Source organism: Castellaniella daejeonensis, assembly GCF_039523555.1.
Classification (GTDB): Bacteria; Pseudomonadota; Gammaproteobacteria; order Burkholderiales; family Burkholderiaceae_B; genus Castellaniella; species Castellaniella daejeonensis.
In genome coordinates this window covers 176342-197109 of record NZ_BAAAFN010000015.1, presented here as the reverse complement: position 1 = coordinate 197109, position 20768 = coordinate 176342, and the positions used below count along the sequence as shown (strand labels likewise).

Here is a 20768-nt window from a genome sequence, read left to right as displayed (position 1 = left end):
CCCCGCAATATCAGGATGTAAGCATCGTATGACCCCGCAGCAACCCGCAACCCGCACGAAGGCCGTCCTGGCCATGGTCCTGCTGGTGCTGCTGGGGGCGGTCTGCATCGGAGCGGGCCAGTGGCAACTGCGCCGCGCCCATGAACGCGAAGCGCTGCTGGCCGCCATCGAGGCGGGCCGGCGGGCACCGGCCCAGACGCTGGATGCACAGCATCGCGACGGCCCCGACTGGCATCCGGCCAGCGCCCGCGGACACTGGCTGAATCCGTTTACTGTACTCCTCGACAATCGCAACCTCAAAGGCCTGCCCGGTCTCTGGGTCGCCACGCCCCTGGAACTGCAGGACAGCCCGGGCACCGCCGTGCTGGTGCTGCGCGGCTGGGTGGCCCGCCCGCTGCCGCCCGCCGCGCTGCCCGACCTGAGCGCAGCCCCCGGCACCGTCCTGGTCCGGGGCACGCTGCTGCACCGGGTGCCTCGCCTGTTCGACCTGGGCAGCCTGACGGGGCGGGCCGGCGGCGAGGTCCTGCCCCGGCCCTTTCCCGCCGCCGACGGCGTCCCGCCTCGGGTGCAGAACCTGCCGCTGGACGCCCTGGCGGCGGCCACCGGCCTGGACCTGCTGCCGGTGGTGCTGCAGCAGGCGCCCACGCAGGATGCGGACCTGATCCAGGATTGGCCCGGCCCCTCGACGAACGCCGGGCAGAACTACAATTACGCCCTGCAATGGTTCAGCTTCGCCGCGATCGCGCTGATCGCGGCCGGCTTCACGGCCTGGCGCACCCTGCGCCGTCCCACTTCTTCCCGGAACGCATGACGACCGCACCCGCACGCCCCCGATCCATCCGCCCCCTCATCGCCGTCCTGCTGGTCTGCCTGGCACCGGTGGTGTTCGCCCTGCTGGCCTACTACGTGCCGGCCCTGGGATTGCGCCCCGAAACGCGCACGCACTACGGCCAGCTCATCGAGCCGCAGCGCCCCATCCCCGGCGACCTGGCACTGACAGACGCGCAGGGCCAGCCCTACGACCTGAACCAGCTCAAGGGCCAGTGGCTGCTGATCAGCGCGGGGCCCGGCGCCTGCCCGGAATCCTGCGTCCGCGGATTGTTCGTGCTGCGCAATTCCCACGCCAGCCAGGGCAAGGATGTCGACCGCCTGGAACGGGTCTGGTTCATCACCGACGATGCGCCCGCCGCCCCCGTGGTCGGCGATGCCTACGCCGGCACGCACATCCTGCGCGCGGATCCCGCCAGGCTGGCGGCGTGGCTCGCTCCCGACGCCCAGGATCCCGAAACCGCACTGGCCCGGGGCCTCTGGATCGTCGACCCCCTGGGACACCTGATGATGCGCTTTCCCGATGCCCAGCAACCCGAAGCGGTGCGCGACGACATCCGCACGCTGCTGAAGAACTCCCGGATCGGCTGATGAACCGCCCCGCCACCGTCCCCGCCTCGCCGTCCGCCGCCCGGACGGACCCGCCCCGGCCGCACCTGCTCGCGCGCTACCGCAAGCTGGTGTTCCTGACCTGGTTCCTGACCCTGGACCTGATCATGTTCGGCGCCTTCGTGCGCCTGACCGATTCGGGCCTGGGCTGCCCCGACTGGCCCGGCTGCTACGGCCACCTCAGCCCCCTGGGCGCCGGGGACCACATCCGCGCCGCCCTCGAGGCCATGCCCTACGGCCCGGTCAGCGCCTTCAAGGCCTGGATCGAGATGATCCACCGCTACGCCGGCGCCATCCTGGGCATGATGATCATCGCCATCACGGCGTGTGCCTGGCGCCTGCGCCACCAGCCGGGGCGCAGCCCGGTGCTGGCCTGCGCCGTGCTGGTCATGGTGTGCATCCAGGGCGCCTTCGGCGCCTGGACCGTCACCCACCGGCTGATGCCCCTGGTGGTGACCACGCACCTGGTGCTGGGCATGAGCCTGCTGGCCCTGATGACCTGGCTGGCCGTACGCGAAAAGGCCCACGCTCCCATCCTCGTCGACCCGGGCGCCGGCCGCGCCTGGATGATCCTGGGGCTGGCCGTGCTGTTCCTGCAGATCGCACTGGGCGGCTGGGTCAGCACGAACTACGCGGCCCTGGCCTGCATGGATTTCCCCACATGCCACGGCGCCTGGCTGCCGCCCATGGACTTCCGCGAGGGGTATGCCCTGCTGCGCGGGCTGGGGCAGCTCTCGTCCGGCGAGCTCATCTCGCAGGATGCGCTGACCGCCATCCACTGGACCCACCGCAATTTCGCCTTCCTCGTCATCGCCCTGCTGGGAATCCTGGCCTGGCGCTGGCGCCGCACCCCCGGCCTGGCCGGGCCGGCGCGCCTGCTGCTGGCCCTGCTGGCCCTGCAGCTGCTGACCGGGCTGACCACAATCTTCTTCCAGTGGCCGCTGCTGATCGCGGTGATGCACAACGGCGGCGCGGCCGGGCTCGTCCTGGTGGGCGTCACGCTGCTGTGGCGCCTGTCCAGAGCCGGCAAACACGCACCGGGGCAGGGAAACCCACTAGCCGCGGCGCGCCCCGAAGCGCCTAGAATGCCAACATGACCACCACCGCCGCCCGCCGTCCTCCTTCCCTGCTGCGCCAGTACATGGCGCTCACCAAGCCTCGCGTCACGCAGCTGGCCGTGTTCTGCGCGGTGATCGGCATGTTCCTGGCCACCCCCGGCCTGCCCGATCCCTGGCTGGCGCTGAACGCCACGGTGGGCATCTGGCTGCTGTCGGCGGCGGCCTTTTCCATCAACTGCTTGGTCGAACGCGAAACCGATGCCCGCATGCAACGCACGGCATGGCGCGGCACGGCTTCCGGCCAGATCGGCAGCCACCAGGTCCTGCTGATGGCCGGCATCCTGGGCGGCGCCGGCATGTGGATCCTGTACACCCAGGTCAACGCGCTGACCATGTGGCTGACCTTCGCCAGCTTCGTCGGCTACGCCCTGATCTACACCGCCATCCTCAAGCCGCTCACGCCACAGAACATCGTCATCGGCGGCCTGTCGGGCGCCATGCCGCCGGCCCTGGGCTGGGCCGCCATGGCCGATGCCGTACCGGCCGAAGCCTGGCTGCTGGTGCTGATCATCTTCATCTGGACCCCGCCCCACTTCTGGGCGCTGGCCCTGTACCGCCACCACGACTACGAGGAATCCGGCCTGCCCATGCTGCCGGTCACGCACGGGCAGAACTTCACCCAGCTGCATATCCTGCTCTACAGCATCGCGCTGTTCGCGGCGTCCATGATGCCCTACGTGGTGCGCATGAGCGGCCTGGCCTACCTGGCCGCCGCCTGCCTGCTCAGCGGCCGCTTCGTGTGGCAATCCATTGCGCTATATCGAAACTACTCCGACGCCAGGGCGCGTAAACTATTCCATTATTCAATCCTGTACCTGTCGCTGCTGTTTGCCGCGCTGCTGCTGGATCACTGGGTGGGCCTCCTGGCCCTGAACTGACCCGTCGCGACTCCGACCCGGGCAGCGCCGCGGCGCCGGCCCACAGACCTGGATGATGGACATGCCGTTCTCGATTCCGCGCCGCCGCCTCCTGGCTGGCGCCCTTGCCGCCCTGCCTCTCGCCCTGGCCCTGCCGGGCTGCTCCTCGCAGGCCGAACCGCTGCCCTTCGAGGGCAACGACATCACCGGATCCCACCTGGGCCGCGACCTGGACATGACCGACACCACGGGCCAGCGCCGCACGCTGGCCGACTTCCAGGGCAAGGTCCTGCTGGTGTTCTTCGGCTACACGCAATGCCCCGACGTCTGCCCCACCGCCATGGCGCAGGCCGCCCAGGCAATGCAGCTGCTGGGGGACCAGGCCGGCGACGTGCGCGTCATCATGGTGTCGGTCGATCCGGCCCGCGACACGCCCGAGGTCCTGGGCGCCTACGTGCAGGCCTTCGACCCATCCTTCATCGGCCTGACGGGCACCCCCGAGCAACTGGAAAAGACCGCCCGCTCATTCAAGGCCTTCTACGCCAAGGAAGCCGGCCCGACGCCCGAGCACTACGCCATGAACCACTCGTCGGCCTTCTACCTGCTCGACCGCGAGGGCGAGGCCCGCGCCCTGCTCGGGCCGTCTCTCACGCCCGAAGACATGGCCCACGACATCAAGTTGCTGCTGTAGACGGCGAATCCGGCCCGGGATCCCTGGCGCCGGCATCGGCCGGTGCCGATGCCGGCTCCGGCGCCTGCGCGGCATCGGCCGGAGCCTGCTCCACCGCGGTCCGCCCGAGATCCGGCAGGGGCTCGTGCTGGCGCTCTCCGGACTCGAACTGCTGCCAGACTTCCACGGCCCGCAGGCGCTGGCGCACGATCTGGTCGATCTTTTCGCGCAGCATCGGGTACTGCTGCAGCAGGCGCTTGAAGTCGCGCTCCTGGAGCATCAGCAGGCGGCTGTACCCCAGCGACCGCGCCCGCGCCTGGAAATCCTGGTCCATGACCAGCGCCATTTCCCCGAAGATCTGGCCACTGCCCAGTTCGGCCGTGGTGCCATCGGGCAGATCCAGGACCACCGCGCCCGAAGCGACGAAATACATGGCGCGGCTGCGGCCGAAGCGGGTGGGGATTTCCTGGCCCGGCACGACCAGGCGGGGCTTGAGCACGCGGCGGATGGCGGCCATGGTGCGCTCGTCCATGCCCTCGAACATCGACACCCTTTGCACCAGCGCCGCCGCGCTCATGGTGATGTCCAGCACCCCGCTCGTTTCCAGTTTCCCCCAGCGGGCGTCGGCCTGCTGGATCAGGTCGGAGTAGGTCTCCCCGCTGATCAGGTTGTGCGTCAGCATGTCGCGGTAACGGATGCGTTCCATGGCGCGCGCCATGCGCGCCAGATAGGCTTCCTGGAGATATTGCGCATAGTTCGGGTACTGCAGCGCCAGGGCCTGCAGCGCGCCTTCCAGCAGCGTCAGGCGGCGCTGATGCGCGGCCACGATGATCTCCGTGACTTCCGGCCCCAGCAGCGGCTGCACATCGGTCCGGGCGAACTGGATCAGGCGCCGGGCCACGGACCACTTGCACATCAGGTTCGTGAACCGCTGGGCCAGTTCGCGCACCAGCCAGCCCTGCCAGCCGGTCAGGTGATGCAGGCGCAGCGCCAGCCGCAGGGCCTGCGAATACCGCAGGTCGCCATCGATGGCGGCCTCGAAGCCGCGCAGGCCGCCCGAGCGCACCGCATCCCCCAGCCGCTCGGCGCGCGCCAGCAGCGATTCGGCCGTGCGCCAGTCCACGACCTGGGCCTTGAGGGTCTCGAAGAACATTTCTTCCTCGCGGCCCGCCAGCATGCCCATGCCGACAGCGACCTTCTGGTCCAGGGACAGCTGATGCACCTGGGCCGTGTCCACGCCGGCCTGGCTGGCGTCGAACACCGCATGCAGGCGTTCCAGCACCTCGCTGCCGATGTGTTCGTTATGGGCGATATCGTCGATTTTCAGGCGCAGGGCCTCGAGCTCGACCACCTGGGCCTGGTCGCGCAGGGTCCGGTCCACCGGCGAGAGCTGGTTCAACCCGAGCCGGTGGATCAGCGGCCGCAGGGTCAGACCGTTGATGAACAGCGTCATGAGCACGAACCCGGTCGTGGCCACGGCAATGAACTGCCGCGCCTCGTGGGGCACCGCCGGCTGCTCCGTGACGGCCAGCGCCAGCGCCAGGGAAACGGCACCGCGCAGGCCGCCCAGCAGCATCACGGCCCGGTAGGACGGGCTGACCTCGGTACTGAGCCGCAGCCGGCCCAGCAGCGGCAGCAGGCCATAGACGATCACCGCGCGCGCGCACAGCGTGACGATGAACACGACCAGGATCAGCAGGACTTCCATCCAGGTGATTTCCGCCATCATGCGCGGGATCAGCATGGCGGCGAACAGGAAAATCAGGGAATTGGCCCAGAAACCGAATTGCGCCCAGGCGCCTTCCAGCTGCTCGAAGGTCGTGGGCGACATGCGCGTGCGGCCGCCGGAGCCCACCACCAGGCCGGCGATCACGGTGGCCACCACGCCCGATACCCCGAGATAGTGCTCCGCCGAAAAAAAGGTGAGATAGGCCAGCGCCACGGTCAGCGTGATCTCGGCTGCGGGCCAGCCTCGCAGCCAGCGGAACAGCCCGATCGCCAGCCGGCCCATGACCAGGCCCGCCAGGCCGCCCCCCAGGAAACTGATCACGAAGCCGCCGAAGATATCGGTCACGGCGGGTGCGGTGCCACCGAACAGGACGCTGAGCAGCACTGAATACAGGGCGATCGAGGCCGCGTCGTTGAACAGCGCCTCGCCTTCGACCAGGTTGGTCAGGCGGCGTGGCGCGCCGACCTCACGGAAGATGCCCACGACCGCCACAGGATCGGTGGTGGCCACGATGGCGCCCAGCATCAGGCAGACCACCAGGCCGTAGGTGGAGATCGCCGCCAGCGAGAAACCGACCATCACCGTGCAGACCACCACGGCCACGATGGCCATCACCAGGATCGGGCTGATGTCGTCCAGCAGCCGCCGGATGTTCGTGGCCAGTGCGGTCTCGAACAGCAGCACGGGCAGGAAGACGAACAGGAAAGTCTCGGAAGAGATCTCGAAGTGCTGCAGGGTGTCCAGGAAGTCGGCCACAACGCCGGGCGCCCAGCCATGCACGTGAATGATGACGCCCAGAACGAAGCCGACGATGGCCAGCAACACGGAATAAGGCAGGCGCAGACGCCCTGCCAGGGGAGGCATGAAAGATACCAGGGCCAGGAGGCCAGCCAGGCCGAACACCAAAAGGCCGATTTTCATGACGGAAAAATGCTCCAGATCGTCCGGATGCTATGTTACAGGGCCGAAGGACCGCCCCCCTAGAAAAATGTATCCGGTTGCGCGATCCGTTGCCGGCAGGCAAAAAAAGGGATGCCGGGCGGCATCCCATGAACATCCGCTTCGATAGGGAGGGGAAGAGGAGAAGCAGAAGCGGACGACAGAACGGCGAAACCGGCGTGGCCGGCATGCGTTCATGGAGGATTGGTCCGCCGGACGCGCGGAAAGTTCACGGCGTGGGCGGCAAAGATGCAAGAGAGTGTGACTGGCCGGCAGGGTACCCATCGGCCAGGGCTGGCCGGTGCCAGCGCGCTCGCGGCGGCGCGAGACAGGCCGCCGTCCGCACGGCAGGAATCAGGCGGCCTCGAAATCCGCCTGGCGGTCGCTCAAGGCGACGCGCAGTTTTTTCAGCGCCGCCGATTCGATCTGGCGCACCCGTTCGGCGGAGATCCCATATTCGTCGGCCAGCTCATGCAGCGTGGCGCCGCCGTCGTCGGCCAGCCAGCGGGCGCGGACGATGTGCTGGGAACGCGCGTCCAGGGACGAAAGGGCGTGTTCCAGGCCTTCGCCCTGCAATGCATCCATGCCGCGGCGTGCCAGCACCTGGACGGGTTCCTGGGCCTCGTCGGCCAGCCAGTCGGACGGTGCGTAGCGTTCTTCGTCGTCGGACGGCGCATCCAGGGCGCAGTCGTTGCCCGACAGGCGGACTTCCATCTCGGTGACGTCCTCGGGACGTACGTCGAGCTCGCGAGCGATGTCGGCGACCTGATCCGGCCCCAGGCTGCGGCCGTCGGGGCGCATGCGGCGCAGGTTGAAGAACAGCTTGCGCTGCGCCTTGGTGGTGGCGATCTTGACCAGGCGCCAGTTGCGCACCACATATTCATGGATCTCGGCGCGGATCCAGTGCACGGCAAACGACACCAGGCGCACGCCCCGGTCGGGATCGAAGCGGCGCACGGCCTTCATCAGGCCGATGTTGCCTTCCTGGATCAGATCCGCGTGCGCCAGGCCGTAGCCCAGGTACTGGCGGGCAATGGAGACCACCAGGCGCAAGTGCGACAGGACCAGGTCGCGCGCGGCGTCGAGGTCGTTGTGATCGCGCAGGCGGCGGCCCAGGTCGGCTTCCTGTTCGGCGGTGAGCATCGGCAGCCGGTTCACGGCGCTGATGTAGGCATCGATGGTGCCGAGCGCGCCCGGATTGGCGACCGCGAGGGACAGCTGGGAAGGCGCGAGCGACAGAGCGGACGAAGATGTGGTCATGGGCGACAAGTCCTCGTACTGGATAGTACTGATGTTAGCACTCTCCGTGGAAGAGTGCTAATTCCAAGGTAACGAAGTTTAGGCAGGTCCCGGTCAGGAAAGTTCCCCCGCTTCAGGGCAATTCCAGTTCGGCCACCAGCGGCGCGTGATCCGACAGTTTCTTCCAGGGCAGGCCGTGCAGCACACGCGCGCGCCGCACGGCAAAGCCGCGCTGGTAGATGCGGTCCAGCCGCAGCCAGGGAAATACGGACGGGAACGTCCGGGGCGGCGGCGTCAGGCGCGCATGGCCGTTCATGGACAGCTCGGGCATCGGGCGCAGCGCCTGGCCCGGCAGCCAGGCCAGGCGTTCGCGCAGGCGCGATACGGTGCGCCGCAGCCGGTAGATCTCGTCCGACCCCTGTGGAGCGGCGGCGAATACCTCGACCAGCCCCAATTGCTCGACGAACAGCGGCGCCAGGCGGTTGGTCCAGTCGTTGAAATCGCCCGCGATCAGCAGCGGCTCGTGCGCGGGCACCAGGCGCTGGATGCGGTCCGCCAGGGCCTGGACCTGGCGCAACCGTCCTCCGGCCAGCAGACCCAGGTGCACCACCAGGCAATGCACCGGCACGTCGCCGACCCGCACGACGCCGTGCAGCAGGCCGCGCTGTTCCAGGCGGTGGTCGGAAATATCCTGGTTCTCGTAGTACAGGATGGGGTAGCGCGACAGCAGCGCGTTGCCGTGGTCGGTCGCCTGGCGCACGGCGTTGCAGCCGTAGGCCGCCTGCATGTGCAGGGCCGCCGCCAGGGACTCGTGCTGTGCGTCCAGGCTGCCGCGCACCTGATTGCGGCCCTGGACTTCCTGCAGGAACAGCAGGTCGGGCCGCAGGCCGTACAGACCCAGCCGCAGGTCGGCCAGCGATTCCCGCCCACCCGTGGCCGAGCGGCCCTTGTGGATGTTGTAGCTGACGACCCGCAAGACGGGCATGGCCGGTCTCCGCGCCTAATTGGCTTCCGTCTGGCGCAGGCGGATATGCAGCTCGCGCAGCTGCTTTTCGTCCACGGCCGACGGCGCCTGCGTCAGCAGGCACTGGGCACGCTGCGTCTTGGGGAAGGCGATCACGTCGCGGATGGATTCGGCCCCCGCCATCAGCGTCACCAGGCGATCCAGGCCGAAGGCCAGGCCACCGTGCGGCGGCGCGCCGTACTGCAGGGCGTCGAGCAGGAAGCCGAACTTCAGGCGTGCTTCTTCCTCGTCGATCTTCAGGGCCTTGAAGACCTTGCGCTGGACGTCGGCACGGTGGATACGCTCGGAGCCGCCACCGATTTCCCAGCCGTTCATGACCATGTCGTAGGCCCGTGCCAGCGCCTTGCCGGGATCGGATTCCAGCAAGTCTTCGTGGCCCGGCTTGGGGCAGGTGAACGGATGGTGCGCGGCGGTGTAGCGGCCCTCGCCCTCGTCGTATTCGAACATGGGGAAATCCACTACCCAGAGCGGCTTCCAGCCCGGCTCGAACAGGCCGTTGGCACGGCCGAACTCGCTCTGGCCGATCTTCACGCGCAGGGCGCCGATGGCATCGGCAACGACCTTGGCCCGGTCGGCGCCGAAGAAGATCAGGTCGCCGTCCTGCGCGCCGGTGCGCTCGATCAGGGCGCGCAGTGCGTCGGCATGGATGTTCTTGACGATGGGCGACTGCAGGCCGTCGGGGATCGAGCCGGCATCGTTGACCTTGATGTAGGCAAGGCCGCGCGCGCCATAAATGCCGACGAACTGGGTGTAGGCATCGATCTCGCTGCGAGGCAGGCTGGCGCCGCCGGGCACGCGCAAGGCCACCACGCGGCTGGCCGGGTCGTTGGCCGGGCCGGCGAAGACCTTGAAGTCCACGTCGCGCATCAGGTCGGCCACGTCGACGAATTCCAGCTTCACGCGCAGGTCGGGCTTGTCCGAGCCGAAGCGGCGCATGGCTTCTTCCCAGCTCATGACGGGGAAGGGATCGGGCAACGCCACGTCGAGCACCTGCCGGTAGATCTGGCGCACCATGCCTTCGAAGATTTCCCGGATCTGGACTTCGTCCAGGAAGGAGGTCTCGCAATCGATCTGGGTGAATTCAGGCTGCCGGTCGGCCCGCAGGTCTTCGTCGCGGAAGCACTTGGTGATCTGGTAGTAGCGGTCGAAGCCGGACACCATCAGCATCTGCTTGAACAGCTGCGGCGACTGGGGCAGCGCGAAGAATTCGCCCGGATTCACGCGCGAGGGCACCAGGTAGTCGCGCGCGCCTTCCGGCGTGCTGCGGGTCAGCATCGGGGTCTCGATGTCGATGAAGCCCAGGGCGTCCAGGTAGTTGCGCGCCACCATCGACACGCGGTAGCGCAGCATCAGGTTGCGCTGCATCTGCGGACGGCGCAGGTCCAGCACCCGGTGCGTCAGGCGCGTGGTCTCGGACAGGTTGTCGTCGTCGAGCTGGAACGGCGGCGTGACCGAGGCGTTGAGGATCTCGATCTCGCGGCAGAGGATTTCGACCTCGCCCGAGAGCAGGTCGGGATTGGTGGTGCCTTCGGGGCGCAGGCGCACCAGGCCGGTGATCCGCAGGCAGTATTCGTTGCGGATCCGCTCGGCGGTCTCGAACGCGGCCTTGTTGTCCGGATCCACCACCACCTGGGCCAGACCCGCGCGGTCGCGCAGGTCGATGAAGATCACGCCGCCATGGTCGCGGCGGCGATGTACCCAGCCGAACAGGGTCACGGTCTGGTCGAGGTGGGCTTTGGACACCTCGCCGGTGTAGCAAGTGCGGTTCAAGAATGGCTCCGTCTGAGGAATTGTTCGGGTTTCAATGGGCCTGCCCGCCGGGGGATTCCACGGCTGGCAGATCCATCTGTGTCTGGGGCGGCAGGCCGGGCGGCGCCACCACACCCATGGACACGATGTATTTCAGTGCCGTCTCCACCGACATGTCGAGCACCTGGACATCGGCGCGCGGCATCATCAGGAAGAAGCCCGACGTCGGATTGGGCGTCGTGGGCACGTAGACGCTGACGAAATCGCCTTCCAGCAGCGCGGCGATTTCGGTGCAGGGGGTGCCGGTCAGGAAACCGATGGTCCAGGCGCCCCGGCGCGGATACTGCACCAGCACGGCCTCGCGGAAGGCCTGGCCGTTGGGCGCGAACACGGTGTCGCTGACCTGCTTGACCGAATTATAAATGGAGCGCACCAGGGGGATGCGTCCCAGCAGGGATTCCCAGCGCGACAGAATGGCGCGGCCGATGAAATTGGCGCAGAACAGCCCCGTGATGAAGATCACGGCCAGGACCAGCACCAGCTCGAATCCCGGAATCGCCACCCCGAACAGCGCTTCGGGCGAAAGGAACGACGGCACCAGGGAACCGAGCGTGCTGGCCAGCACGGCCAGAACCCAGACCGTGGCGACCAGCGGCAACCAGATCAGCAGCCCCGTGATGAAGTAGCGTTTGAGGAAGCGCATGGATGATGGGCGTCAGCCCGACGTCGAGGCGGGCGCGGACGAAGAGGATCCGCCCCCCGCCGTGTCGGCCGATTTCGGCGCGGATTGCCCGCCTCCGCGAAAGTCGGTCGCATACCAGCCGGTTCCCTTCAGGCGGAAGCCGGCCGCCGTCACTTGCTTTTCATAGGTATCCTGGCCGCAGGCCGGGCAGGTCTTCAGCGGGGGATCCGAGAGTTTCCGCAGCACGTCCTGCTCATGGCCGCAGCGGCTGCAACGATAGGCGTAGATAGGCACAGCACATGATTCCGAAATGATCGACGGCCTGGATTTTAATCCTTTTGCAGCAAGGGCCCACCCGGCAGCCCCCAGGCGGGGCCGGGTGGGCCGGACGCCGTCAGGCAAACGAATTGGGCAGCAGGAACATCACCGCGGCCACCAGCGTCGGCAGGGCGGCCGCGGCCAGCAGGCGCAACGGCGCGATGGTGCCATCGCCGAAGCAGCCCTTCAGGATGGAAAATCCGGCCGGGTTCGGAGCGTTGGCGATCACGGTCAGGCCGCCGCCCGTGACCGCGCCGGCCACCAGCATGTAGCGCCAGAGTTCGCCGGTGCCCTCGACCAGCGACCCCAGGTAGGTCAGGGCCGCGTTGTCGGTGACCGCCGTCAGGGCCGTGGCGCCCACGTACAGGACATAGGGCGACAGCCCCCCCAGCAGATCCTGCAGCCACCATTGCTGCAGGCCGCCCAGCACCACCAGGCCCGCGAGGAAGAAACCGACCATCAGGCCTTCGCGCAGCAGCAGGGGCGACTGGTGCCGCTTGTAGGCGTGGGCATAGCCGATGAACAGCACCAGCAGGGCCATGAAGATCTGCATGTGGTGCGACGACAGCACGACGCCCACCAGGAACAGGACGTGCACGCCCATGACCACGGGAGACACCGGCGGGCGGCGCTCGCCCTCGTTCTCCTGGACGCCGATGCTGCCGTTGAGCAGGAAGGGCCGGCAGATCAGCGTCAGGACCAGGCCGTTGATCAGCACGGCGAGCAGGGCGCGCCAGCCGAAGTGGGTGGCCATGAAGAGCGAATCCCAGCCGAAGGTGTGCGCCACCATCAGCACCGGCGGCGCGGCGTAGGCGGTCAGCACCCCGCCGATGGACACGTTCACGAACAGCACGCCGACGGTCAGGTACTTGAAGCCGTCCTGGCCGGGCCTGCGGAAGTAGGCCTGGCGCAGCAGCAGGGCCGCCAGGGTCATGGCGGCCGGCTCGGTGATCAGGGATCCCGACAGCGGCACCAGGGTCATGATGACGAAAAATCGCGAGAGCTCGCCGGCCACCGGCAGCAGGCGCGACACCATGTCGACCACCAGACGGACCAGCTCGATGATGGGCCGGCTGGCCGCCACCACCATGATCACGAAGACGAAGGCCGGCTCGGTGAAATTGCGCGTATCCAGGTATTCGACCGCACCGTGCACACCCAGGGTCAGCCCCATCCAGATGAACAGCACACAGGCCCAGACGCCGAACACGGCCTCGACTTCGGACAACAGGTGCCACAGACCGGCATGCGGTCCGCCCTTGTTGGCCAGCCGGGCAAAGACGGGTACTGAGAACGTGTGGATGATGGCGATGGCAAACAGAATGCTTGCCACGACCTCGGTATGACTGACCATGTCCGGGTCCTGAGTGAAAGACTAAAAGGGGATTCAGGCGCTGCCCAGAATCAGGCGTGCGCCCTTTTCGGCAATCATGATCGTCGGCGAATTGGTGTTGCCCGATGTGATGACCGGCATGATGGATGCATCGATCACACGCAGGCTTTCCACCCCCCGGACGCGCAGTTCCGGATCCACCACGGCCAACGGATCGACGCCCATTTTACATGTGCCCACCGGATGGAAGATGGTGGTGCCAATATCGCCCGCCGCGGCCTCGAGTTCTTCCTGGGTCTGGACCGCATCGCCCGGCAGGTATTCACTGGGCTGATAGCGCGCCATCGCGGGCTGGGCCATGATGCGCCGCGTCAGGCGCAGGGCGTCGGCCGCCACGGCGCGGTCTTCGGGAGTCTGCAGGTAGTTGCAGAGGATTTCCGGCGCATCGGCGGCATTGGGCGAGACGATGCGCACATGGCCCCGGCTGCCGGGCTGCAGATTGCAGACCGAAGCCGTCAGGGCCGGGAAATCGTGCAACGGGTCGCCGAACTTGTCCAGCGAGAGGGGCTGGACATGGTATTCCAGGTTTGGCCGCGGCCGGGAAGGGTCCGAACGCGCGAAGGCGCCCAGCTGCGAGGGCGCCATGGCAAGCGGGCCGCTGCGAAACAAGGCGTACTGCAGCCCCATCGCGACCTTGCCCCGCCATGAATGGACCAGGGTGTTCAAGGTGCGGGCGCCTTTCAGGCGGTAGATCATGCGCAGCTGGAGATGGTCCTGGAGATTTTCGCCCACGCCGGGCAGGTCCAGCACGATCGGGATGCCCAGCTTGCGCAGGCGTTCGGCGGAGCCGACGCCGGACACCTGAAGCAACTGGGGCGAGCCGATCGCCCCGGCAGCCAGGATGAGTTCCCGCCGCGCCACGGCACGCAGGCGGCCGCCGTCCGCCACGCAATCCACGCCGGTGGCGCGCCGTCCGGAAAAGCGGATGCGTTCCACCCGCACGCCGGTCATCACGCGCAGCGTGTCGCGGTGCATGACGGGGCGCAGAAAGGCCTTGGCCGCGTTCCAGCGCACGCCCCGGCGCTGGTTGACCTCGAAGTAGTTGCAGCCGGCGTTGTCGCCCCGGTTGAAGTCGTCGGTGCGTTCGATGCCCGCCTGGGCCGCCGCATCGCGGAACGCATCGAGCACGTCCCAGCGCAGGCGCTGGGGTTCGACCCGCCAGGTGCCCGAGGCGCCGTGGAATTCGCTGGCCCCGGCGTGATGGTCTTCGACGTCCCGGAACAGCGGCAGCACGTCGGCCCAGGACCAGCCGGGGTTGCCGAGCGCTTTCCAGCCATCGTAGTCGGCAGCCTGTCCGCGCAGGTAGAGCATGCCGTTGATCGAGGACGAACCGCCCAGCACCCGGCCGCGCGGGTAGCCCAGGGAACGGTAGTTCAGCCCCGGGTCCGGCTGGGTGTGGTAGCACCAGTCCGTGCGCGGATTGCCGATGCAATACAGATAGCCCACCGGGATGTGGATCCAGCGCCAGTCGTCGGCGCCGCCCGCCTCGAGCAGCAGGACGCGGTGTTCGCGCGAGAGGCGATTGGCCAGCAGGCAGCCGGCCGAGCCGGCCCCGACGATGACGTAGTCGAATTCCAGCGCGGCGGCGTCCGGCGCTTCCGTGGTCATGGTGTGCTGTCTCCTGCGGAGCCGTCGGACGACCCCGTCATTTTTCTGGTGGGGTCCAGTCTATCCGCAACGCCGGGGCAGCGCCAGAAGGCGGCCCGCCCGAAGGCGGTGCCGCGCTACAGCCAGGGCCGCAGCACCGTGCCCGCAAGGGCTGCAGCGATCAACAGCACGCCGACCTGCATGTTGGAGCGGAACAGGCGCAGGCCGCGCTCGGGGTGGCGCACGTCGAAGACACGCACCTGCCAGACGAAATGACCGGCGATGACGGCCATGACCAGGTAGTAGGGCCAGTCCATGCCCATTCCCCAGCCCGAAGCGGTCCACAGGAAGGCCGTGGCGGCGTACATGCCGCCGATCCAGGCACGGCCCCGGTCGCCGAAACGCATGGCGACCGACTTCAGGCCCAGCATGCGGTCGTCGCGCAAGTCGATGTAGGCATAGATGGCGTCGTAGCCGATCTGCCACAACACGGCTCCCAGCCACATGGCCACGGCATACCAGGGCACCGCGTCGCGCGTATCGGACCAGGCCATCAGCATGCCCCAGTTGAAGGCCGCCCCCAGCACCGCCTGGGGCCAGTAGGTGAACCGCTTGCACAGGGGATAGATCACCACCAGCGGCAGCAGCGCCAGCGCCAGCCAGCGGCTGTAGGCATTGATCGCCAGCAGCAGCGTGGCGCTGACCAATATCTGCGCCAGCGCGAACCACAGCGCCGCGCGCAGGGTGAGCTGGCCGCTGGTCAGGGGGCGGAAGCGCGTGCGTTCCACGCGGTGATCGAAATCCCGGTCGAAGATGTCGTTGAAGGTGCAGCCCAGGCCGCGCATCAGCAGCGCCCCCAGCGAGAACACCGCGATACGCCACAGGGTTGGCAGCCCGTCGGCCGCCTGGACCAGCGCGGCCAGGGCCGGCAGCAGGGTCAGCCAGGTGCCCACGGGGCGGTCCAGCCGGCACAGGCGCGCATAGGGCCCCCAGGACACGGGCAGCCAGCGGGCCACCCAATCGTCGAAGCGCATGTCCGACAGATCGGGCCCCGCACGCTCCGGGCCGTTGGGGGGGCCGCCCGCCGTCATGCGCGTTCGGGTGCCGGACCGATGAGTTCGCCCAGCGTGCGCACGCCGGCGCTGATGCGGTCCTCGGGCACGGTGACGAAGCTCAGGCGCAGGGTGTTCACCGGCGCATCGGCGCTCGCGTAGAACGGCGCGCCCGGCACGAAGGCCACGTTGCGCTGGATCGCCGCCTGCAGCAGCTGCGTGGTGTCGATGGATTCGCGCAGGGTGACCCAGATGAACATGCCGCCCTCGGGGCGGGTCCAGCGCGCATCGGACGGGAAATGGGCCTGCAGGGCGTCGAGCATGTAGCCGCACTGGCGGCGATAGAGCTCGCGTACCTTGGGCAGGTGTTCGCGCAGGAACCCGCCGCGCACGGCCTCGTAGACCGCCATCTGGGTGACCGTGGCAGTGTGCAGGTCGGTGGCCTGCTTGATCTGCACCAGCTTGGAGATGATGTGGCGCGGCGCCACGACGTAGCCCAGGCGCATGCCGGGCGCCAGGACCTTGGAAAAGGTGCCCAGGCGGATCACGGTGGCGCCCACCGGACGGCCCAGTTCGAGCAGGCCCGGCTGCGGTTCGCCCGCATAGCGCAGTTCGCCGTAGGGATCGTCTTCGACGATGGGCAGGCCCAGCCGGGCGCAGCGCTCGACCAGGGCCTGGCGGCGCGCGCGGTCCAGCGTCAGGCCGGTGGGATTCTGGAAGTTGGGCAGCACGTAGATGAAGCGGGCGCCCCGGGCGAGATCGCCGTCCAGGGCCTCGGGCACCAGGCCGCGCTCGTCGGTGGGCACGGTCCGGTATTCCGGCTGGAACTGGGAAAACGACTGCAGGGCCCCGAGATAGCTGGGGGCTTCCACCAGCACGCGCGACCCCGCATCGATGAACAGCTTGCCGAGCATGTCCAGGGCCTGCTGCGAGCCCGATACGATCAGGACTTCCTCGGGGTCGATGTCCAGCCCCGGACGCGACAGATCCTGGGCGACCCATTCGCGCAGCGGCGTGTAGCCTTCGGTGCGGCCGTACTGCAATGCCGTGGCCCCCTGGGTGGACAGCACCCGGTCGAAGGCCGCCCGCAGCTCGGGGATCGGGAAGCCTTCGGGCGAAGGCAGGCCGCCGGCGAACGAGATGACCTCGGGCCGCTCGGTGATCTTGAGGATTTCGCGGATCGCCGAACTGGTGAGCTGGTTGGCGCGCTGGGAGAAAATCGTGTGGGAAACGGACGTGTCCATGGATTGATTCCGAATAGGGCCTGCCTTGTGGGCCGGTCGTCTGGAAATCGCCGGTCAGCCCGGATCCGCGGGCGGGCGGCGCAGGTGAAGCTTCGTATATTAAATCAAGCACGCCCGCGGAGCCATGGGGCTGCCGGCTCCGGGGCGGCGCGCAGCCGATCCGCCTACGGCCGCTTCGCAGCGCCGATGAAGAGGGCGGGGTCCACCCGCGCATCGTTCAGGCTGACGTTCCAGTGCAGATGCGGTCCCGTGGCCCGTCCGGTCGCGCCCACCCGGCCCACCACGGCACCGCGCGCAACCTCGTCGCCCGCCTTCACATCGATGGCCGACAGATGGCAGAACATGCTGACGAAGCCCTGGCCATGATCGATGAACACGGTCTTGCCGTTGAAGAAATAATCCCCCACCAGCGTCACCCGCCCGGCCGCCGGCGCCTTGACGGGCGTACCGGCAGGCACGGCGAAATCCAGGCCCGAATGCGGGTTGCGTTCTTCGCCGTTGAAGAAGCGCCGCAGACCGAACGGGCTGGACAGGCGTCCGCCGGCGACGGGACGGTCCAGGATGACGTTGCTCGGCACGACGCCGTCCCGGTATGTGCGATAGGCGTTCAGCTGCAGGTCGAGCTCGCGCTCGATCCGCTTGAGATCGTCGGGATCGGGCGTGACCTGCCGGCGGTTTTTCAAGCGGATGTGCTGGGCCGCGTATTCCTTGGCCCGGACGGTGAATGCGGCCTCGGGCCCGTCCTGCACCAGCAGGGACTGGCGCCCCGGTGCGGTACCCAGGGGAATGCCCACCAGGGCGATCCATTCGCCGTCGCTGTCGCGGATCACCATTACACGCCGGCCCGCGTAGCTGGCGCGCGGGACCTGGCTGCCCGTTCCCAGGGAAACCACCGCCACGCCGCCCGGCACGGGCATGTCGAGCGTGCGGCCGATGTATCCACGCGCCCCCGCTGGCGCGGCCGCCAGGGCCGCACCCAGCAGCACCAGGGCGCCGGCCAGGCGGCGCAGATTCGGACTACTGATAGGCATGCGCTTGCACTGTTTTTCCCGAGGCGGGCATTGTAGCCGCCTCGTCGTCCCGGGACTCCAGCCGCCGGGCGATATGGGCCAGCGCCTCTTCGACCTGGTCGATCAGGACCAGGCACAGGTCGCCGGGCTCCAGGGTGTCCAGGGCGGTATCGATGGCCAGGAATTCGCCGCGGATCTCTTCCAGCCGGCTCATGCGCCGGGCCGCCCGCAGGCCTTCGCGCAGCAGGGCCAGGACCTCACCGTCGCCACGCCCGCGCTGGCACTGGTCCTGGTACAGCACGACCGTATCGAACACGTTGCCCAGGATTTCCGTCTGCCGGCGGATGTCCTGGTCGCGCCGGTCCCCCGCCCCGCTGATCACCACGGTGCGGCGCCGCGCGGGCAGGGTCTCCACCGCTTCCACCAGCGCCAGGATCGCATCCGGGTTGTGGCCGTAATCGGCGATCAGCGTGGCGCCCCGATAGTCGAACACATTGAAGCGGCCCGGCACGGTTCCGGCATCGTTGACGAACGTCGCCAGGCCCCCCTGGATGCGGATCCAGTCCACATCCAGCGCCCAGGCCGCGGCAGCGGCGGCCATGGTGTTCTCGACCTGGAAGCCGATGCTCCCGGCACGGGTCAGGGGCACCGCGGCCAGTTCGATGCGCGTCTCGACACCGGCCTGCGCGAACACCAGGTCGCCCTGGTCGACGAACACCACCCGCCCGCCCTGCGCCCGGTGGGTTTCGATCACCGGATGATGGCCGTCGCGGGCGAAGAAGGTGACACGGCCGGGACAACCGGGCGCCATCCTGGCGACGATGGGATCCTGGGCGTTCAGGACAGCCATGCCCGTGGGCGCCACGTTCTCGACGATGACTCGCTTGACGATGGCCAGGTCCTCGACCGTACTGATGTAGTTCAACCCCAGGTGATCCCCGATCCCGATGTTGGTCACCACGGCCACGTCGCAGCGGTCGAAGGCCAGGCCTTCGCGCAGGATGCCTCCGCGCGCGGTCTCGAAGACCGCCAGGTCCACGTCCGGATGCAGCAGCACATTGCGCGCGCTGCGCGGCCCGCTGCAGTCGCCCTTGTCGATGCGCCGGCCGCCAACGTAGACGCCGTCGGAATTGGTCATGCCCACGCAGGCGCCCGTCCCGGCGCACAAGTGCGCGAGCAGGCGCACGGTCGTGGTCTTGCCGTTGGTGCCCGTCACCGCCACCACCGGGATCCGGCCCGTTTCGCCCGGGGGAAACAGCATGTCGGCGATGGCCCCGCCCACGTCGCGCCCCGTGCCGAACGACGGATCCAGGTGCATGCGCAGGCCGGGCGCCGCGTTGACCTCGACGATGCAGCCGGTCTCGGGCGTCAGCGGCTGGTAGACATCCCGGCTCACCACGTCGATGCCGCAGATGTCCAGCCCCACCATGCGCGCCGCCATGACGGCGCTGGCCGCCAGGTCGGGATGCACATGGTCGGTCACGTCCGTGGCGGTCCCGCCGGTGCTCAGATTGGCATTGTTGCGCAGCACCACACAGACGCCGGGCGCCGGCACCGATCCGGGATCGAAGCCTTGTGCGGCCAGGGTGTTCAAGGCGATCTCGTCGAGCCGGATGCGCGTCAGGGACGTCCCGTGCCCTTCGCCGCGTTGCGGATCCTGGTTGACCTGTTCGACCAGTTCCGCGATGGTGCGGCTGCCGTCGCCCACCACCTGGGGCGGATCGCGCCGTGCCGCCGCGACCAGGCGGTCGCCCACCACCAGCAGGCGAAAATCATGGCCGGGAAAATAGCGCTCCACCAGCACGCCGGAGCCATGCGCGCGGGCCACGGCATAGGCTGCCATCACCGGCTCCCGCCCCTGCACGTTCACCGCCACGCCCTTGCCCTGGTTGCCGTCCAGCGGCTTGATCACGACCGGTCCGCCGATTTCGCAGGCCGCGGCCCAGGCATCCTCGGCGCTCTCGACGCAACGGCCCTGAGGCACCGAAACGCCGGCCGACGCGAGCAGCGCCTTGGTCAGGGACTTGTCCTGGGCGATGGCCTCGGCAATGGCCCCGCTGGCGTCGCTCTCGGCCGCCTGGATGCGGCGTTGGCGGCGCCCCCAGCCGAACTGCACCAGGCTGCCCCCGGTCAGGCGCCGGTACGGAATGCCCCGGCGTACGGCGGCCTGCACGATCGCACCGGTGCTGGGGCCCAGCCGGACGTCCTCGTACAAGGCCTTCAGTTCGGCGATCGCTGCGCCCGTGTCGAAGGGCGCGTCGCTCAGCGTGGCCATGCACAGCTCCAGTGCCCGGTCGAATGCCAGGCGGCCGACCGCTTCCTCGACGTACTCGATCACCACCTGGTAGATGCCGGGCTCCAGGGTCTGCGCCACGCGGCAGAAGGCCACCGGGCAGCCCGCCTGGGTCTGCAGCCGCAAGGCCGCGGCCGCCAGGATGTGCGCCAGCGAATGGATGCCCTCCAGACCCGGGGGCCGGGGCAGGTCGAGGTCGGGAAAACGCGCCCGCAGGCGCGTTTCGAACACATCCATGTCGCCGATCGCGCGTTCGCTTTCCGAACATGCAACGATGGCTTCGATCGCGGTCTGGCGCGACCACAGATTGGGCCCGCGCAGGGCCCGCACTCGTGAGACTTCCATGATGGCCAATGTCCTTGGAAGGGTCGTGGGAAAGCCCGGCGGCCGTCCCGCCTGGCCAGAAAGAAATCAGGCGGCGAGCGGC

At 68.4% G+C, this 20768-nt stretch carries 17 protein-coding genes; 5 read left to right on the top strand and 12 right to left on the bottom strand.

What is annotated here, in order from left to right; all coding sequences use genetic code 11:
• Positions 1-28 precede the first annotated feature (28 nt).
• The 5 genes from ABD022_RS10610 to ABD022_RS10590 are packed head-to-tail and all read left to right on the top strand — an operon-like array spanning position 29 to position 4103.
• Positions 29-811: an SURF1 family protein gene (locus ABD022_RS10610; protein WP_343821283.1), complete on the top strand. Its 783-nt coding sequence runs from the start codon at positions 29-31 to the stop codon at positions 809-811.
• Positions 808-1419 (top strand): SCO family protein, encoded by a 612-nt coding sequence (locus ABD022_RS10605; RefSeq protein WP_325123874.1) that lies wholly within the window; start codon positions 808-810, stop codon positions 1417-1419. The genes ABD022_RS10610 and ABD022_RS10605 overlap by 4 nt, the downstream gene beginning before the upstream one ends.
• On the top strand, positions 1419-2534 hold the full coding sequence (locus ABD022_RS10600) for a COX15/CtaA family protein (protein WP_325123873.1): 1116 nt from the start codon (positions 1419-1421) through the stop codon (positions 2532-2534). Before ABD022_RS10605 ends, ABD022_RS10600 begins: the two co-directional genes overlap by 1 nt.
• Entirely contained in the window at positions 2531-3433 is a 903-nt protein-coding gene (gene cyoE, locus ABD022_RS10595; protein ID WP_325123872.1) for a heme o synthase, read from the top strand. The genes ABD022_RS10600 and cyoE overlap by 4 nt, the downstream gene beginning before the upstream one ends.
• A 55-nt stretch (positions 3434-3488) precedes the next feature.
• The gene (locus ABD022_RS10590; protein WP_325123888.1) at positions 3489-4103 is read left to right on the top strand and encodes an SCO family protein; all 615 of its coding nucleotides are present in this window, start codon (positions 3489-3491) and stop codon (positions 4101-4103) included.
• Here ABD022_RS10590 and ABD022_RS10585 read toward each other — a convergent pair.
• The 12 genes from ABD022_RS10585 to cphA form a co-directional block, all read right to left on the bottom strand.
• Positions 4087-6732 carry a cation:proton antiporter gene (locus ABD022_RS10585; RefSeq protein ID WP_343821280.1) on the bottom strand — a complete coding sequence of 882 codons (2646 nt, stop codon included), beginning with the start codon at positions 6730-6732 and terminating at the stop codon, positions 4087-4089. The genes ABD022_RS10590 and ABD022_RS10585 overlap by 17 nt on opposite strands.
• A gap of 372 nt (positions 6733-7104) precedes the next feature.
• The gene (rpoH, locus tag ABD022_RS10580; RefSeq protein WP_325123870.1) at positions 7105-8010 is read right to left on the bottom strand and encodes an RNA polymerase sigma factor RpoH; all 906 of its coding nucleotides are present in this window, start codon (positions 8008-8010) and stop codon (positions 7105-7107) included.
• Between the two features lie 112 nt (positions 8011-8122).
• The gene (locus tag ABD022_RS10575) at positions 8123-8974 is read right to left on the bottom strand and encodes an endonuclease/exonuclease/phosphatase family protein (RefSeq protein WP_343821278.1); all 852 of its coding nucleotides are present in this window, start codon (positions 8972-8974) and stop codon (positions 8123-8125) included.
• 15 nt (positions 8975-8989) lie between these two features.
• Positions 8990-10783 (bottom strand): aspartate--tRNA ligase, encoded by a 1794-nt coding sequence (aspS, locus tag ABD022_RS10570; RefSeq protein WP_343821276.1) that lies wholly within the window; start codon positions 10781-10783, stop codon positions 8990-8992.
• A 31-nt stretch (positions 10784-10814) separates the two neighbouring features.
• On the bottom strand, positions 10815-11465 hold the full coding sequence (locus tag ABD022_RS10565; RefSeq protein ID WP_325123867.1) for a DUF502 domain-containing protein: 651 nt from the start codon (positions 11463-11465) through the stop codon (positions 10815-10817).
• 12 nt (positions 11466-11477) lie between these two features.
• On the bottom strand, positions 11478-11738 hold the full coding sequence (locus tag ABD022_RS10560) for an FmdB family zinc ribbon protein (protein WP_343821274.1): 261 nt from the start codon (positions 11736-11738) through the stop codon (positions 11478-11480).
• 100 nt (positions 11739-11838) lie between these two features.
• Positions 11839-13116: a putative Na+/H+ antiporter gene (locus ABD022_RS10555; protein WP_325123865.1), complete on the bottom strand. Its 1278-nt coding sequence runs from the start codon at positions 13114-13116 to the stop codon at positions 11839-11841.
• A 33-nt stretch (positions 13117-13149) separates the two neighbouring features.
• Positions 13150-14763: a GMC family oxidoreductase gene (locus ABD022_RS10550; protein WP_343821272.1), complete on the bottom strand. Its 1614-nt coding sequence runs from the start codon at positions 14761-14763 to the stop codon at positions 13150-13152.
• 116 nt (positions 14764-14879) lie between these two features.
• On the bottom strand, positions 14880-15833 hold the full coding sequence (gene ubiA / locus ABD022_RS10545) for a 4-hydroxybenzoate octaprenyltransferase (protein ID WP_325123863.1): 954 nt from the start codon (positions 15831-15833) through the stop codon (positions 14880-14882).
• Positions 15830-17038 (bottom strand): aminotransferase-like domain-containing protein, encoded by a 1209-nt coding sequence (locus ABD022_RS10540; protein WP_343821269.1) that lies wholly within the window; start codon positions 17036-17038, stop codon positions 15830-15832. The genes ubiA and ABD022_RS10540 overlap by 4 nt, the downstream gene beginning before the upstream one ends.
• Before the next feature lie 164 nt (positions 17039-17202).
• Positions 17203-18069: a peptidoglycan DD-metalloendopeptidase family protein gene (locus ABD022_RS10535; RefSeq protein WP_325123861.1), complete on the bottom strand. Its 867-nt coding sequence runs from the start codon at positions 18067-18069 to the stop codon at positions 17203-17205.
• Positions 18056-20686: a cyanophycin synthetase gene (gene cphA, locus ABD022_RS10530; protein WP_325123860.1), complete on the bottom strand. Its 2631-nt coding sequence runs from the start codon at positions 20684-20686 to the stop codon at positions 18056-18058. Before cphA ends, ABD022_RS10535 begins: the two co-directional genes overlap by 14 nt.
• Positions 20687-20768 lie beyond the last annotated feature (82 nt).